We start from the raw sequence: 14,672 nt of genomic DNA on the forward strand, positions 1-14,672 counted from the left end.
GGGCTTTATTCCTTGTTGGTAGTGTCTAGGTTGTTATCCCCGGGCCTTCTTCTCGCGAAGCTCCTGGGCCGCGCCAACGAACATGATCTTCATGATGTAGATGCAGATCAGCGAGATGGTGCCCAGGATGAGCGCCGCGGACATCATCGCGAAGCCGTATTCCTTGAGGATGATGGAGACCATGCAGCAGAGCACGGCGATGCCGAAGGCGATGCGAATGCCGTAGCCCTTGGCGTACTTGGTGGCCACGGTGCCGATCTGGGCGCCGATGGCGGCACCGGTCAGCATGACGAACACGGCCACCAGCTCGATGCGACCCTTCAGGGTGTAGGTGAAGGCGCCGTACAGGCCGGAGATCATGACCTCGAAGAGGTCGGTGCCAACCGCGATGTGGGTCGGGCAGCCGATGAGGTAGATCAGGGCGGGCATGCGCAGCAGGCCGCCGCCGATGCCCAGGAAGCCGGCCAGGATGCCGGTCACGAAGCTGACGATGATGGGCAGCCAGGCCGAGCAGGTGAAGCCGGCCTTCTCGAAGTGCATCATGGGGGGAATGCGGATCTTGTGCAGGGTCTTGTACCAGGTGATGCCCTCGGTGCCGCGCTCGCCGTCCGCCTCGCCGTGCTTCTTCTTGTTGACCGCCTTGTAGTAGTCGTAGAAGACCATGAAGGAGATCAGCGCCAGGAAGACGACGTAGACCCAGCGCACCACGGTTCCGACAGTGCCCAGGCGCTCAAGGTACATGATGAGCTGGGCGCCGATTTCGATGCCGAACATGGTTCCTATGATCATGACTATGCCAAGTTTGTAGTCCACGTTGCCGAACTTGGAATGGCGCATGGTGGAGACCATGGACTTGCCCGCGATGTGGGCGATGTCGGTGCCGATGGCAAAGGCCATGGGAAAGCCGAGAATGTTGAGGCCGGGGGTGACCATCCAGGCCCCGCCCATGCCGAAGAACCCGCCGATGACGCCCACCGAGAAGCCGATGAGCACCAGGCCGGGCCAGAAAATGGTCACGCCCGCAATGGGCATGTACATGTACAGCCAGCTGGAATCGCCAAACATTTCCATAACTCAATACCTCCTAGTGCTCGACGATCTTGCGCTTTGAAAGGTCCAGGCCGGTCCTGGCCATGATGAAGTCCATCGTGACACCCAGGAAGACGCCGTAGAGAGCGGTGAGCACCACCGCCCAGATGGCGAAGAGCAGGATGTTGGTGTTGTAAAGGTCGGCGAAGTACAGCATGACGCTGTTGTTCAGGACCCGCGTGTCGGCCACGACGATGAGTTCATCGGCCTTTTCGCCTGCGGCGAGGGCCAACTGGGGAATCAGAGCCAGCAAGCCCGAAAGCATCGCTCCAATCTTCAGCAGTTTGCGCATGAGGTTTCCTCCATTGTGTGTTGTTACTTGACCACCAGAACCGAGCAGGGAGCATACGTCACCAGCGCGTTGGTCACGCTGCCGATGAGAAATTTTTCCAGATTGCTCTTGCCCCGATGTCCTACGACGATGAGGTCGGCCTTGATCTCCTTGGCCACGTCGATGATGGTGTTGGCGGGAGAAACACCGCTCGCCACCCTCGTCCTGACCGTCACCCCCTGCTTGCTTCCGGTGGTGCTCGCCTCGTCCATCAGGCTCGCCGCCTCACGCTCGAGGCGCGCTACCATGGTGTCCTGCATCCCCTCCACCACGCCGACGTTGGGGACCACGCTGAGCGCCACCACCTCGGCCTTGACCGGAGCGGCCATTTTCAGTGCCTGTTCAAGCGCCGCCCTGGCGAAACCCGAGTCGTCCATCGCTACCAAAATGATCATGGTCTTTGCCCTCGCTGTTTAGAAGTGCCTCTGTTTCTTCATAATGCCTTTGGGACTTCGTGTTGCTTTCCCTTAAGCAAGGCGTGTGCCAGTGCTATCGTGCAATCGCATGTGGTTAACACTTTGTTATATTGTGCTTTTTTATGTGTTGCCGTGGTTGCGAGATTGTGAGAGTGTGCAAATGGGTCGTGATCAATTCAGTGGAGGCGTGGTATGCCGCAGTACCGACCAGTGCCCGGGTTCGGATTTTTCCGATGGTTCCTCTCCCTGAGCCTGAGAAAGAAGCTGCTCTTCTCGCTGCTGCCCACGCTGATGGGCATCCTGCTGATTACCGGCTATCTCAACTACAAAATATCCAATCGTTACACTCAGATCGGTCTTGAGCGCACGGCCCGGCTCCAGGCGCTGGCCATGGCCCACGAGGTGGAGGGGCGTCTGGACGCATACCGCCAGGAGCTCCTGTTCATCTCGCATGGGCTGCTCGACGCACAGGGTTTGCGCGATCATCTCGCAAGGAAGCGGGCCTCGCGCGGGGCTCCGATCCGTGAGCTGGCCTTTTTCACGCCGGAGTTGACCGGCCATGTCTATATGGTGATCAGCGGCGACGAGATATTTGAGGTGCCGGAGCAGATGATGGCGGCGGTCAAGCCCAACCCCTTCCTGCACTTCGAGGAGTTGACGCACCTCTCGCCCGGGGATGTCATGCTTTTTCCGATGGAGGAGGCCGAGCTTCCCTTCCCCCTCGAGGCCAACGCCAACAACAGGATTCAGGCCCCGGTCTATCGCATGGCCACAGTGGTGCCCATGGGCGAGGAAGGGCGTCGCGGCTTCCTGTTCCTCAGTTTCGAGGCCAGTGAGCTTCGCGACATCCTCTCGGTCTTCAACTCGTCCCGGTCGCCGCTCTACGCCTTTTCCCGCAGTGACGAGCTGCGCTACTCCTACATGGTCGATACCGATGGGTGGATGCTCTTTCAGTCCGACCTGATCGAGCAGGCCGGGTCCGAGATATCCACCATGCTGGCCCGCATCGGCCATGAAGGCACGCTGGGCAAGCCCGGCCTGCCCGCCGCCTTCCGCCCCTTCAATGCCGACGCCGACTACTGGGAGATGATCGCCGACATCCGCGCAGGCAGGAGCAACTGCCTGCTTCTGGAAGACCACGACAAGAGTCTGAACCAGGTCAACTCGCACTTTCTCGCCTATGCCCCGGTCCGCTTCTGGGGCGGCAGTGACAGGGTCGAGAAGATCGTGGGCGGCATCGCCTTCGTGGACCGCAGCCAGTTGACCCTCATCGCGGGCTATCGGCATCTGGACGTCATGTTCCTCATCACCCTGGCCACCATCGGGATCATGGTCCTGCTGGTCTACCTGCTCTCCCGGTACATCACGCAACCCATCTTCCTGCTGGCCAGGGCTGTCCGCGACATGGACCTGGCCCACCCCGAGGAGGTGGACCTGCCCTCGGCCGGATTCGAGACCAATCACCTCAAGGCAGCGGTCAACACCCTGGTTGCGCGATTGCGAGATCAGATGGAACAGGTCTGGCGCAAAGATCAGGAGCTGCTCCAGGTCAGCATGCAGGAGCGGGCCAGCCTGGACGAGGCACCACGCGATGCGGGCGCCATCTCGCCATTGCCGGAAATCATCGGCTCCGGCATGAAGATCGCGCAGATGAAGGGCGACATCCTCAAGGCGGCGCGGGTGGATGTGGACGTGCTCATCGTCGGGGAGACGGGCACGGGCAAGCAGCTGGCGGCCGAGGCAATCCACAACCACAGTTCCAGGGTCAGCAAGCCCTTCATTTCCATCAACTGTGGTGCCCTGGACGAGAACCTGCTCCTGGACACCTTGTTCGGGCACACCAAGGGCGCGTTCACCGAGGCCAAGGACGATCGCAAGGGCGCCTTTCTCCAGGCCAATGGCGGCACGCTCTTTCTGGACGAAATCCAATCCACCTCCCTCATGGGGCAGCAGGCCCTGCTGCGGGCCATTGCCATGCGCAAGATCAAGCCCCTTGGCAGTGACAGGGAGCTGGATGTGGACGTGCGCCTCATCGCCGCCACCAACGTGGACCTGACAACCATGATCGAGGACAGGACCTTTCGCGAGGATCTCTACTACCGGCTCAGGGTGCTGACCATCAACGTGCCCCCCCTGCGCGAGCACAAGGAATCCATCCCCAGCCTGGCGCTGTACTACCTCAGGCAGGCCGAGGCCCTGGTGGGCAAGGTGGGCCTTGCCCTGTCGCGCGGGGCCATCGAAAAGATGAACGCCTACGACTGGCCGGGCAACATCCGCGAACTGGTCAACTGCATCACCCGGGCCGCGGTCATGGTGGAGAACGAAGTGATACAGGCCAACGACATCCAGCTTGAGGACGAGCGGTTCTCCGACTGGAACCCCCTGTCCCTCTCCCTGTCCCGCGCGGCTCCGCCTGCGGCAGCCGAGGCGCAGCCTGCCGAGACGGCGGTTCCCCCGGCCGCAGGCCTGGCTGTGGGCCAGGACGCTGCCGCGCCGCCCTCCCGGATGCCCACCGGACTGCGACTCAATGACCGCCAGCGCAAGGTCTACCCGCTGCTCGTGGCCCGGGGGAGCATCACCCGCAGCGAATACCAGGACTTTGTCGGCGGCGGGCTGGCCTCGCGCACCGCCATCTACGACCTCAACGATCTGGTCAAGAAGGGGTGTCTGGTCAAGGTCGGCAGCGGTCCGGCCACCCGGTACGAATTGCAACCGGCGCGCACGCCCGCCACCAGTTGACGCGGAGGCATCATGTTCGAGTTTCTTGGGCGGTTCTTCTCCCGTCGGCGCGACACCAATGTCGATGGCATGTTCAAGGACCGCTACACCAATTTCAAGGCGATCCTCGACGCCAACTCCGAGCTGCTGCGCCTTCTCTCCTCCATGGACCGCATGCTGGAGGGCAGGACCCTTTTCGGCATGGCCTACGTCCGCTCCCAGGGCGCTCGCGCCCTGTTCTACGCCGCCAGAATGGTCCGCTCCTACGAACGACTCTCGGGGCGCGGGCAGCCCAGGCTGCATGAAACACTGGAGGCGCTACGCGTCGAAATAGGCAGAATGCTCGGCGAGGTCGGCCACCGGCCGCCTGTGGCCGATCTGGTGCTGCCCCATGCGGGCGTCGGCCGGGCCATGATCGACAGTGTGGGCGGCAAGAATGCCAACCTGGGCGAAATGGCCGGTGCGGTGGGCCTGCCGGTGCCGCGCGGCTTTGCCCTGACCACGGCCGCCTATCAGCTCTTCCTCGACCACAATCAGCTCGGTTCGGAGATCGACAAGGCGCAGCGCGCCGTGGACCCCGAGCGGCCCGAGACCCTGATGGAGGCCAGCCAGATCATCCAGACCCTGTTTCTGCAAGGGGAAATGCCTGCCGCCCTTGAAAAGGCCATGCAGGAGTGTCTGGACGAGGTCTTCGGCCAGGACGACGCCCTGCGGCTGGCCCTGCGCTCAAGCGCCATCGGCGAGGATGGTGAACTGTCCTTTGCCGGGCAGTACAAGTCCATTCTCGGACTGGTGCCGTCCCGGCTGGTGGAGAGCTACAAGCTCATCCTGGCCAGCCTCTTCTCGCCCAGGGCCATAGCCTACAGGCTGACCAACGGCATCCTCTCGGAGGAGACGGCCATGGGCGTGGCCTGCCTTGAAATGGTGGACCCCCTGGCCAGCGGCGTGGCCTACTCCCGCGACCCGCTGGCCCCGGGACGGCCGGAGATGGTCATCAACGCGGTCTGGGGCCTGGGAACCTACGCCGTGGACGGCCGGGTCGACCCGGACAGGTATCGCGTCTCGCGCGCCGAACCGCCGGAAATCCTTGCGATGGAGGCTGCGCCCAAGGAGGTCATGCTCGCCATGCGGCCCGGCGGCGGCGTGGAAGAGCGCCCGGTCCCGGCAGAGGACCGCGCCAGGGCCTGCCTGAGCGATGAGCAGATCAGCCTGCTGGCCCGGTGCATGCTTCGGCTTGAGGAGCATTTCGGCTCGCCCCAGGACGTGGAGTGGGCCCTTGATCATGCGGGGCGGCTGCTCTTCCTGCAATGCCGCCCCTTGCAGATGTCCGGGGCGGGCTTTGTGCCGCCGGACCTGCCGCAGGTGGATGCCCCGGCGCTGCTTGAGGGCGCGGAGGTGGCCTGCCCGGGCGTGGGAAGCGGCCCGGTGCATCGCGTGCGCAGGGAGGAGGACCTGGCCGGGTTTCCGCGCGGCGCGGTGCTGGTGGCCGAACACTCCTCGCCCATCTACTCGCTGGTCATGACCCGGGCGGCGGCGGTGGTCACTGAGCATGGCAGCGTCACCGGGCACATGGCGTCCCTGGCCCGGGAATATCATCTGCCCGCCCTGCTGGGTGCCAAGGGTGCCATGAGCGCACTGGAAGATGGCAGGGAGGTGACTGTGGACGCCTGGCTCGGGCGGGTGCTGGAGGGCCGTGTGGAACCGCTCCTGGCCCTGCGGACCAATGATGCCGGGAGACTCATGGAGGGAACCCCGGTGTACGAAGCCCTGCGCGCCCTTGGGACGCTGGTGCTCCCCCTGAACCTGACCGACCCCAAATCCCCGGATTTCCAGCCCGCAAGCTGCCGCACGGTCCACGATGTCATGCGCTATGTCCACGAGCGTTGCTACGAGGCCATGTTCGCCATCAGCGATCTGGCCAGCTCCCAGGGCGAGGTGGCCCGCAAGCTCAACGCCCGGCTGCCGCTCGACCTTCATGTCATCGACCTGGGTGGGGGGCTGGATGTGGATGATTCGTCGCGCGTTGCCGCGGTGCATCAGGTCGTGTCCGCGCCCTTTGCCGCACTGGTGCGGGGCATGCTCGACGAGCGGCTCAGGCCACGCGAACCCAGGCCGGTGGACATGAGCGGGTTCATGTCGGTCATGACCCGGCAGATGTTCTCCACCGAGCGGGAGCGGTTCGGGGAGAAGAGCTACGCCATCGTCACGGACAAATACCTCAATTTCAGTTCGCGGGTGGGTTACCACTATGGCGTGCTCGACGCCTACTGCGGCCAGACCGTGAACAGCAACTACATCAACTTCCAGTTCAAGGGCGGGGCCGCGGACGATCTCCGGCGCAACCGGCGCGTCCGGGCCATCGGGCTCATTCTCGAAGGGATCGGCTTCCGTGTGGAGGTGGAGGCGGACATGGTCAAGGCGCGGTTCGCCAAGTATCCGCGCGAGGAGATTGTTTCCCGGCTTGAGGATGTGGGACGGCTGTTGATCTACACCCGGCAGATGGACATGCTGATGAAGGACGAGGCAAGCGTGGAGCGGCTGGCCCGCGGTTTTCTCGAAGGCGACTTCAGCCACGAATGGATGCCGTCAGTCGGCGGCCGCTGGTCCGCCGACTGACGGGGGGAAAGTCAGACTCCGGCCTGCTTCTGCAAATCCCTGGCCTCCTTGGCCAGCCGGATCATCTCCAGGACCCGATGGGTCTTGGAGGGCTTGAGCAGGTAGTCCAGCGCACCCAGGTCGAGCAGGGTCACGGCGTCGTCCACCGAGGCGTGGCCCGTGAGCACCACCACCTTGCTGTCCACGCCCATGAGGTTCATCTTCTCGAGGGTGCCGATGCCCGAGAGGCCCGGCATCTTCACATCCAGCAGAATCACGTCGAAATCCTCCCGCTGGAGCAGGTCCAGGGCTTCCTCCCCGGAGTACACGGCCTTGGCGATCAGGTCATGACCCTCAAGCAGGGTGACCATGTTGCTCGCAAAGCGCTCCTCGTCATCCACGACCAGAACGGTTGTCTTCTCACTCATGGCGATCTCCTTGGTAAGCACTCGGGGGGTTGTCGTGTGTATTCGCGGATTCGGGTCCGGCCACGGGCAGCAGCAGGGTGAACACGGCCCCCTGTCCCGGGCTGCTCCTGACCCGGATATGTCCGCCGAGCCGATGCATGATCTTCATGCAGATGGACAGGCCAAGCCCCGTGCCCTGACCCGGCGGTTTGGTGGTGAAGAACGGGTCGAATATCCGTTGCAGGTTCTCGGGCTGGATGCCGCAGCCGGTGTCAGTCACCTCGATTTCCGCCTGCTGGCCCGAGATTCTCGTGCCCACCGTGACCATGCCGTCGCGCTCCACGGCCTGGACCGCGTTCTGAAGCAGGTTGAGCACAACCTGCCGGAGCAGGGACGGGTCCGTGGAAATGGTCCGCTTCCCATCCCGGTACCGGCGCGTGATGGTGATGTTCTGGTAGCCTGCCTCGCGCTCCACAAGCCGGGTCATGTCTTCCACCAGTTCGCCAAGGTTCACGGTTTGCAGTACGGCCTTGGTCTTGCGGGCGAAGTCGAGCAGTTGGTGGGTTATCTCGCCGCAGCGCTCCACCTGGATCGAGATCTGGTCGATGCGCTCCAGCAGCTCGGCGCTGGAGTCAAGGGATGAAAACTCCGAGCGTGAGGCGATCAGTTGCAGCAGTTCGGTCTCCTGGCCGATGATGCCCAGCGGGGTGTTGATCTCATGGGCGATGCCTGACGACAGCTCCCCCAGCACGGACATCTTCTGGGAATGGATCAGCAGATCGTCCATGTCCCGGGCCTCTCTCCCATGCGCAGCCCCGGCGTCGGCCCGGGGTAAGGCCACGGCAAAGGCCGCCCCGGCGGCCCCCAGGGCCGAGGCCAGGGCAAGGGGGCCGTCCAGCCCGGCCGCGGCCAGGGCCAGCCCCGAGGCCAGGGCCGCCACGCCCAGGCGGGGCAGGCTGGCCTTGGGCGGCGGGGCAAAGGCCAGCGCGCGCAGGGGGTTCATGCGTCATCTCCCGCGTAGCCCTGGTTGAGGCGGCGGCGTTCGTGGGCCCGTCTGATGCGGCCCAGCAGGTCCTCGATCTCAAAGGGCTTCATCACATAATCGTAGGCCCCGTGCCGCATGCCCTTGAGCCCCATGTCGGCCGAGCTGTGCCCTGTGAGCATGATGACTTCCAGCCGGGGGTGCCGCTTCTTGATTTCCTTGAGGGTTTCGATGCCGTCCATGCCCGGCATGAGCACATCCAGGACCACCACATCGACATGCTTCTCGGCCAGAATAGCCAGGGCGTCCCTACCGCTCGAGGCGGTCAGGACATCGAGCCCGCGCAGCCGGAAGCGGTTGGCGAACAACTCAAGGAAGTATGGTTCATCGTCAACGGCCAGGACCGTGATCTTGTTGTCCATTGATCCCTCCCCGGGTCACGCCTGCTGTCTAGGCAGGCGAATGGTGAATGTCGATCCCTCTCCCGGCGCGCTCTGGACCTCGATGCGGCCGCCGAGCTTCTCGATGATGCTGAAGCAGATGGAAAGGCCGAGCCCCGTGCCTTCACCCACGGATTTGGTGGTGTAGAAGGGCTCGAAAATATGATTCAGGGTCTCTGTTGACATGCCCGGACCATCGTCGCGAATGGTCAGCAGCACGTCGCCGCATTCGTCGGTGGCCGTGCTGACCCAGATCTGGCCGTCCTGGTTCACGGCGTCCAGGGCGTTGTCGAGAATGTTCAGGATCACCTGCTGCAACTGGTTGCCGTCGGTGGTGACTCTGGGCAGGTCAGGAGACAGGCCCGTGTCGATGTGGATATTGCGGTGCAGGGCCTCCTGGCGCAGGAACCGGATGGTCTGCTCGGCCAGAACGTTGAGGTCCACGTTTTCATGGAGGGGTTCCATGCGTCGGCCAAAACCGAGCATGCGGTGGGTGACCTCGCGGGCCCTGTCCACATGCAGCTCAATCATGTCCAGGCTGCGGGCGAACTCCTCGTAATTCTTCATGGTTTCCGGGCTTTCGTCGTCGAGCATGTCCTTGAGCCAGCCCGCGCCCTCGCGGATGAGGGTCAGGGGGTTGTTCACCTCGTGGGCCACGCCGGCGGCGAGCTTGCCCAGGGCGGCCATCTTGCTTGACTGCATGAGGGAGGCGTCGAGAACAGCCTTTTCACGATCCGCGAGCATCACCTTGCGCACGATGGCCTGGGCCATGACCACCGCACCCAGCGTGATGACGAGAATCCCCACCAGGCAGGCACCGGCCAGGAGCCAGGTGGTCCGCCACAGGGCCGAAAGCTCCTCGGACGGATCTTCGAGGATGACCAGACGCCAGCGCAGACTGTCCAGCCATGTGGTGCCAAGGAACATCTTGCGCCCGGCGATATCGGTCTGCTCGACCCGAACTCCCTTGAATGACCGATGGTTCGGCAGCGACACCGGCTCAAGGATCGGCCCCTGGAAGCGGGAGTGGGTCTGCATGATGTTGTTGTGATTGACCAGGAAGGCATCGCCGCGCCGCCCCACCTGGACGGCCTGGACCAGGCTGTCGAAGACATCGGAATCGACGGTGGCCCGCAGCACCCAGGTCTTGCCGTTGACGTTGCGGGATACGGCGATGATGAAGTGGGGAAACCTGCGAAATCCCATGAACACATCGCTGATGAAGTGGCCCTTGTGCAGGGTTTTCTGGAACCAGTCCGCATCCTTGTAGTTGACTTCACCCAGAGCGAAGGGGCCGACATAGGCAACATGCGCCCCGGACTGGTTGATGAACCCCATGTCCACAAAGGATTGGGCGCTGGTCTGGGTGGCGTTGAAAAGTTTCTGCAAGTAGGTCTTGTCGGCGAGGTTCTCCGGCGAGTGGGAGTAGAGCATGGTCCGCAGCTGGGCCGTGCGTTCGTTGAGGAACATGTCCACTGCCTGCTGCTTGTCCCCCACCATGGTGGAGAGATTCTTCGTGATTTTGGTATAATAGGCGGTCTGGAAATCGTTGTACACGAACAGCCCGATTGCGAAGAGCGGAATCAGGGAAAAGGCCATGGTTCCGCCGATGATCTTCCAGCGGAGCACGGAATATTTCTTGTCGACCATGGCGGCCACCTCCGGGGATTCGGGACTTGTGCGCTATTTCGCGATCCTGCCAGATACTGAATACAAGCAACAACCATTCCAGTCCAGTTTCAAGGAGGGCGATAATTTTAACATTGTAATAACAGGAGAAAAGCTCGCAATTTGTTGCGCAATGCCGAGCTGGGTGCTGCTTGCCGCGCAAAGAATGGCCAGTCATTCGCCCATGAGATGGCGCTTGATGACAGTGTCGATCTGGGCGGCGCAGACGGGTTTGACGATGGACTCATCGATTCCGGCCCGGGCGAGGCGGTCCCTGCCCGGGTGGGTGGCATGGGAGGTCACGGCGATGATGGGGATGTGCGGGTCCACGCCCGTTGCGTCGCCGTTCCGAATGTGTGCCGTGGCCTGGATGCCGTCCATGACAGGCATTTGAATGTCCATGAGGATGAGGTCCACGGCATGGTTTCGCAAGAGATCGAGCGCTTCGACGCCGTTGGCCGCTTCCCGGACATCGAATCCGTATCTGGTGAGCATTCGTGTGGTGGTGAACATGGCGATGGGATCGTCCTCGACCACCAGGATGCTGCGCTTTTCAGTGCGCCCGGTCAGCAGGGGCAGCGACGCCCGGGCATGTTCGGCGCATGGGTTTTCGGATGCAATGAGGGGGAGGGAGAAAGAGATGGCCGTGCCTTGGTCTTTACCTGACCGGGCCTGGATTGAACCGCCCAACATCTCCACCAGTGCCTTGACGATGCTCAGGCCTATTCCTGCACCGCTGTACCGCTTGGTCATGAAGTTCTCGGCGATGGTGAAGCTCTCGAATATGGAGCCGATGACCTTCGCGTCTATGCCTGGGCCGTTGTCCTCCACGACAAAATGCAGGTGGTGCCAGCCGGTGCAGTCGCCGACCTTGTCCCGGCAAACGCAGTGTGACGCCACCACGACTCTGACAAATCCATTCTTCGTGCATTGCAGGGCGTTTGAAATGAGATTCGTGAGGATTTGACCAAGTCTGAACTCGTCACCGTGCCACCAGTGGGGTATGTCTGGCGGCATGTGGAATTCCAGGTCAACCTGGCTCAGATTGGCTTTCAGCGAAAAGGACCTGCGGAGCGAATCCAACAACGCGGACAGGTCGAATTCCCGGATCACCGGCTCGATGGAACGCCTTTCGATGGCCGCCAGTTCCAGCAGGTTGTTCAGGAGGGAGAGCAGCCGCTGTCCGCTTTCATATATCATTTCAAAATTGTTCCGTGTCTCCAGGTCGAGGGTTTCGTCAAGGGCAAGCTGCGATATTCCCAGGATGCCGTTGAGGGGCGTCCTCAGTTCGTGGCTCATGTTTGAGAGGAACTGGGACTTGGCCAGGCTGGCTGATTCGGCCATTTCCTTGGCGCGGAGCAATTCCTCCTCATGTTCCCTGGTCTCGGTGCAATCCCGTGAATAGCTGGCCACCCGGGTCACCATGCCCGAGTCGTCGATGACCGGATAGAAGCTCACGCGGTAGTGGCGTGTGCCTGTCTGCTCCCGTGCGCAGAGAGCCCTTCCGGTTCGCGCGACCTCGCGGACGCAGTCCCGGCGCTGGTCGGCAATGAGCGGGTCAAGGAAGTCGAAGACGTTCTTGCCGATCAGGTCCTCGACCGTGGAGCCCCTTCGGCGGGCGGCCTCGTTGTTCAGCGCGATGAAATGGCCGTCCAGGTCGATGAGGATGCACGAGTCCTCGGTCGCGTTCAGCAGAGCTTCAATGGTCGCTTTGGCCGCCTTCATTCCTTGTGCCTGTGCTCTTTCCGCTGTCGCGGGTTGCGTCTGTTGTGGCTTGCGGAGTTGTCTGCGCGCATCGGGCAATGCTGTCCGCCTGCGCGATACGGCTCCACAAGCAAGGAGAGTGCCACCGCCGACGACAGATGAGATTGGCTCGGCTGCCTGCCCGACGCGCCCGCAGCGGGCACGCCCGCGTTGGTCATTTCTTGGAATACTGCGGATTCAAAAAGGTGTTGCGCGATTTGCGTGATTTTGTGGCAATGGGGACGGGTGTTTGCGACCCCTGGTTTGCGCGAACAATGGCATGGTGTGTGCACCAGGGGTCGTGCATGGCGGAGCATCAAACAAGGAGTTTTTCATGTTGAAGAATCTCAGGCTGGCAATGAAACTCGGTCTCAGTTTCGGGGTGGTGCTCGTTCTCACGGCAGTGGTTGGCTTCTCCGGCTGGCGCGGAATGCTGTCGGTGGTTGATCGCGTGGAAAAGGCAGATGATGTCGAGGAACTTGTCCAGCTCATCCTGGAGAGCAGACGTCACGAGAAGAATTTCGTCATCCGCGGCGACCAGGTCTACATTGATCGTGTCCATGGCCTCGTCAATTCCCTCATCGACCAGGCAAAGGGCACCAGGGCCAAGTTCGAGAACCCCGCCAATCAGGCCCAGATGGACGGGGTTGTCGCCTCTGTCACGGAATATGGTCAGGCCTTTGATGCCATGGTGGCGGCCATCCGCACCCAGGTTGACATTCGCAAGGATGTCGAGAAGGTGGGCCACGATCTGATCGGACTGGCCGATGGCCTGGACGCCGGGGAAGACAACAGGGCCCTGCGGGCCATTTTTGACTTCTCGAGGATGATGGATCTCGCCCAGATGGAGGCCAGGGCCTATTTCTTGTCCCGCACCGAAGAGGATCTCGCCTTGTCCATGGGGCATGTGGCCGAGGCGCTTGGTCTGGCTGGTGCGCTCGGCAGTCCGGCCCTGCAAACCGGTGTGGAGCGCTTCAGGAGTGCGCTCGCCGGGTATGGGGGTGCGCTGGCTGCGGAAAAAGCGGCTGATGACAGGATGATTGCCGCCGCCAGGAACGCCCAGGCGCAATGCGAGGCCGCGCGCGCGAGCCAGCATGCCCTGATGCTGACCGAGATGGGTTTTGCCAACACGATGCTTCTTGGGGTTTCCCTCCTGAGCCTGCTCCTGGGTGTTGTTGCCGCCATCGTGATCACGCGGTCCATCACCGGCCCGGTTCATCTTGGCGTGACCTTTGCCCGAAGCATGAGCCAGGGCGATTTCACCCGGACCCTCGAAGTCAGCCAGAAGGACGAGGTCGGAACATTGGCCACGGCCCTCAACGAGATGGTCGTCCGACTGCGCGGGGTGGTCGCCCAGGTGCAGTCCGCCACGGAGAATGTCGCCTCCGGCTCCGAAGAACTCTCTGCCACAGCGTTTTCCCTCTCCCAGGGAGCCACCGAACAGGCGGCAAGCGTGGAGGAAGTGTCGTCCTCCATGGAACAGATGGCGGCAAACATCCGGCAGAACGCCGACAATGCGCGGGAGACAGAGGGTCTTTCGGAGAAGGTGTACCGCGATGCCGAGGCCAGCGGCCAGGCTGTGGATCAGGCCATGACAGCCATGAAGCACATCGCCGAGAAGATAACCGTCATCGAGGAGATCGCCCGGCAGACCAATCTGCTCGCGCTCAATGCCGCCATCGAGGCGGCCAGGGCCGGGGAGCACGGCAAGGGGTTCGCCGTGGTCGCGGCCGAGGTTCGCAAGCTCGCCGAGCGCAGCGGTGTTGCCGCCAGCGAGATCAGCGAGCTGTCCGCTTCCACGGTCACCGTGGCTGACAAGGCGGGCAGGATGTTGCAGCAGCTCGTTCCGGACATCAGGCGCACGGCCGAGCTGGTGCGGGAGATATCCTCGTCGAGCGACGAGATGACAGCCGGGGCCAACCAGATCAGCAGGGCCATGTCCCAGCTCGATCAAGTCATCCAGCTCAACGCCTCCGCGTCCGAGGAGATGGCCTCCACTTCGGAAGAACTCTCCAGCCAGGGCGAGCAATTGCAGCAGGCCATGTCCTTCTTTGTCGTCGATTCGGCCGAGGCCGGGGCGCGGGCGATGCCTCGGGCGTCCGGAGGCAGGCCGAGGAAGGAGATCAGCGCCGCCAGACCTGCCGCAGGCATCACGCGGAGTTCCGGCGCGCTCCCGGCATCGAACATTGACCACGAGCGGGATCAGGAGTTCGAGCGCTTTTGAGGGCCTTGCGCTGCGCCGGCGGCCAGGGGGAAGGGGAGAGAGAAACCCTTTTGAAAAAG

At 62.7% G+C, this 14,672-nt stretch carries 11 protein-coding genes; 3 read left to right on the plus strand and 8 right to left on the minus strand.

Annotated features, from left to right (window positions below):
* Positions 1 to 33: 33 nt before the first annotated feature.
* From QQS14_RS05955 to QQS14_RS05965, 3 genes are read right to left on the minus strand one after another with little or no spacing between them, the layout of a single operon-like run.
* Positions 34 to 1,071: a sulfite exporter TauE/SafE family protein gene (locus tag QQS14_RS05955; protein WP_285906041.1), complete on the minus strand. Its 1,038-nt coding sequence runs from the start codon at positions 1,069 to 1,071 to the stop codon at positions 34 to 36.
* A gap of 13 nt (positions 1,072 to 1,084) precedes the next feature.
* Complete coding sequence (locus tag QQS14_RS05960; protein ID WP_285906043.1) at positions 1,085 to 1,381, minus strand: DVU0150 family protein; 297 nt, start codon at positions 1,379 to 1,381, stop codon at positions 1,085 to 1,087.
* A gap of 23 nt (positions 1,382 to 1,404) precedes the next feature.
* Positions 1,405 to 1,815, minus strand: a complete 411-nt coding sequence (locus QQS14_RS05965; protein WP_285906044.1) for a universal stress protein — start codon at positions 1,813 to 1,815, stop codon at positions 1,405 to 1,407.
* A 213-nt stretch (positions 1,816 to 2,028) separates the two neighbouring features.
* Here QQS14_RS05965 and QQS14_RS05970 point away from each other — a divergent pair, with 213 nt between their 5' ends.
* Together QQS14_RS05970 and QQS14_RS05975 are read left to right on the plus strand one after the other, a co-directional pair.
* Complete coding sequence (locus tag QQS14_RS05970) at positions 2,029 to 4,575, plus strand: sigma 54-interacting transcriptional regulator (RefSeq protein WP_285906045.1); 2,547 nt, start codon at positions 2,029 to 2,031, stop codon at positions 4,573 to 4,575.
* 12 nt (positions 4,576 to 4,587) lie between these two features.
* On the plus strand, positions 4,588 to 7,170 hold the full coding sequence (locus QQS14_RS05975; protein ID WP_285906046.1) for a PEP/pyruvate-binding domain-containing protein: 2,583 nt from the start codon (positions 4,588 to 4,590) through the stop codon (positions 7,168 to 7,170).
* A gap of 11 nt (positions 7,171 to 7,181) precedes the next feature.
* On the opposite strand, the gene QQS14_RS05980 is transcribed toward QQS14_RS05975, so the two are convergent.
* From QQS14_RS05980 to QQS14_RS06000, 5 genes are all read right to left on the minus strand, one after another.
* On the minus strand, positions 7,182 to 7,577 hold the full coding sequence (locus QQS14_RS05980) for a response regulator (protein WP_285906047.1): 396 nt from the start codon (positions 7,575 to 7,577) through the stop codon (positions 7,182 to 7,184).
* A complete protein-coding gene (locus tag QQS14_RS05985) occupies positions 7,570 to 8,559 on the minus strand; it encodes a sensor histidine kinase (protein WP_285906048.1) in 990 nt (329 codons plus the stop codon). Before QQS14_RS05985 ends, QQS14_RS05980 begins: the two co-directional genes overlap by 8 nt.
* On the minus strand, positions 8,556 to 8,960 hold the full coding sequence (locus tag QQS14_RS05990) for a response regulator (RefSeq protein ID WP_285906049.1): 405 nt from the start codon (positions 8,958 to 8,960) through the stop codon (positions 8,556 to 8,558). Before QQS14_RS05990 ends, QQS14_RS05985 begins: the two co-directional genes overlap by 4 nt.
* Before the next feature lie 15 nt (positions 8,961 to 8,975).
* A complete protein-coding gene (locus QQS14_RS05995) occupies positions 8,976 to 10,628 on the minus strand; it encodes a sensor histidine kinase (protein WP_285906050.1) in 1,653 nt (550 codons plus the stop codon).
* A 192-nt stretch (positions 10,629 to 10,820) separates the two neighbouring features.
* Positions 10,821 to 12,371 (minus strand): PAS domain-containing sensor histidine kinase, encoded by a 1,551-nt coding sequence (locus QQS14_RS06000; protein WP_285906051.1) that lies wholly within the window; start codon positions 12,369 to 12,371, stop codon positions 10,821 to 10,823.
* A 352-nt stretch (positions 12,372 to 12,723) separates the two neighbouring features.
* On the opposite strand from QQS14_RS06000, the gene QQS14_RS06005 reads away from it, so the two are divergent.
* Positions 12,724 to 14,613, plus strand: a complete 1,890-nt coding sequence (locus tag QQS14_RS06005; protein ID WP_285906052.1) for a methyl-accepting chemotaxis protein — start codon at positions 12,724 to 12,726, stop codon at positions 14,611 to 14,613.
* The last annotated feature ends 59 nt before the right edge of the window (positions 14,614 to 14,672 follow it).

It is taken from the genome of Pseudodesulfovibrio pelocollis (assembly GCF_030282845.1).
GTDB classification, from domain to species: domain Bacteria; phylum Desulfobacterota; class Desulfovibrionia; order Desulfovibrionales; family Desulfovibrionaceae; genus Pseudodesulfovibrio; species Pseudodesulfovibrio pelocollis.

What these genes read in the sequence shown, in the direction of transcription:
- QQS14_RS05955 (WP_285906041.1), bottom strand. Translation starts at nt 1,071, where the DNA reads ATGGAAATGTTTGGCGATTCCAGCTGGCTGTACATGTACATGCCCATT.
- QQS14_RS05960 (WP_285906043.1), bottom strand. Translation starts at nt 1,381, where the DNA reads ATGCGCAAACTGCTGAAGATTGGAGCGATGCTTTCGGGCTTGCTGGCT.
- QQS14_RS05965 (WP_285906044.1), bottom strand. Translation starts at nt 1,815, where the DNA reads ATGATCATTTTGGTAGCGATGGACGACTCGGGTTTCGCCAGGGCGGCG.
- QQS14_RS05970 (WP_285906045.1), top strand. Translation starts at nt 2,029, where the DNA reads ATGCCGCAGTACCGACCAGTGCCCGGGTTCGGATTTTTCCGATGGTTC.
- QQS14_RS05975 (WP_285906046.1), top strand. Translation starts at nt 4,588, where the DNA reads ATGTTCGAGTTTCTTGGGCGGTTCTTCTCCCGTCGGCGCGACACCAAT.
- QQS14_RS05980 (WP_285906047.1), bottom strand. Translation starts at nt 7,577, where the DNA reads ATGAGTGAGAAGACAACCGTTCTGGTCGTGGATGACGAGGAGCGCTTT.
- QQS14_RS05985 (WP_285906048.1), bottom strand. Translation starts at nt 8,559, where the DNA reads ATGAACCCCCTGCGCGCGCTGGCCTTTGCCCCGCCGCCCAAGGCCAGC.
- QQS14_RS05990 (WP_285906049.1), bottom strand. Translation starts at nt 8,960, where the DNA reads ATGGACAACAAGATCACGGTCCTGGCCGTTGACGATGAACCATACTTC.
- QQS14_RS05995 (WP_285906050.1), bottom strand. Translation starts at nt 10,628, where the DNA reads ATGGTCGACAAGAAATATTCCGTGCTCCGCTGGAAGATCATCGGCGGA.
- QQS14_RS06000 (WP_285906051.1), bottom strand. Translation starts at nt 12,371, where the DNA reads ATGAAGGCGGCCAAAGCGACCATTGAAGCTCTGCTGAACGCGACCGAG.
- QQS14_RS06005 (WP_285906052.1), top strand. Translation starts at nt 12,724, where the DNA reads ATGTTGAAGAATCTCAGGCTGGCAATGAAACTCGGTCTCAGTTTCGGG.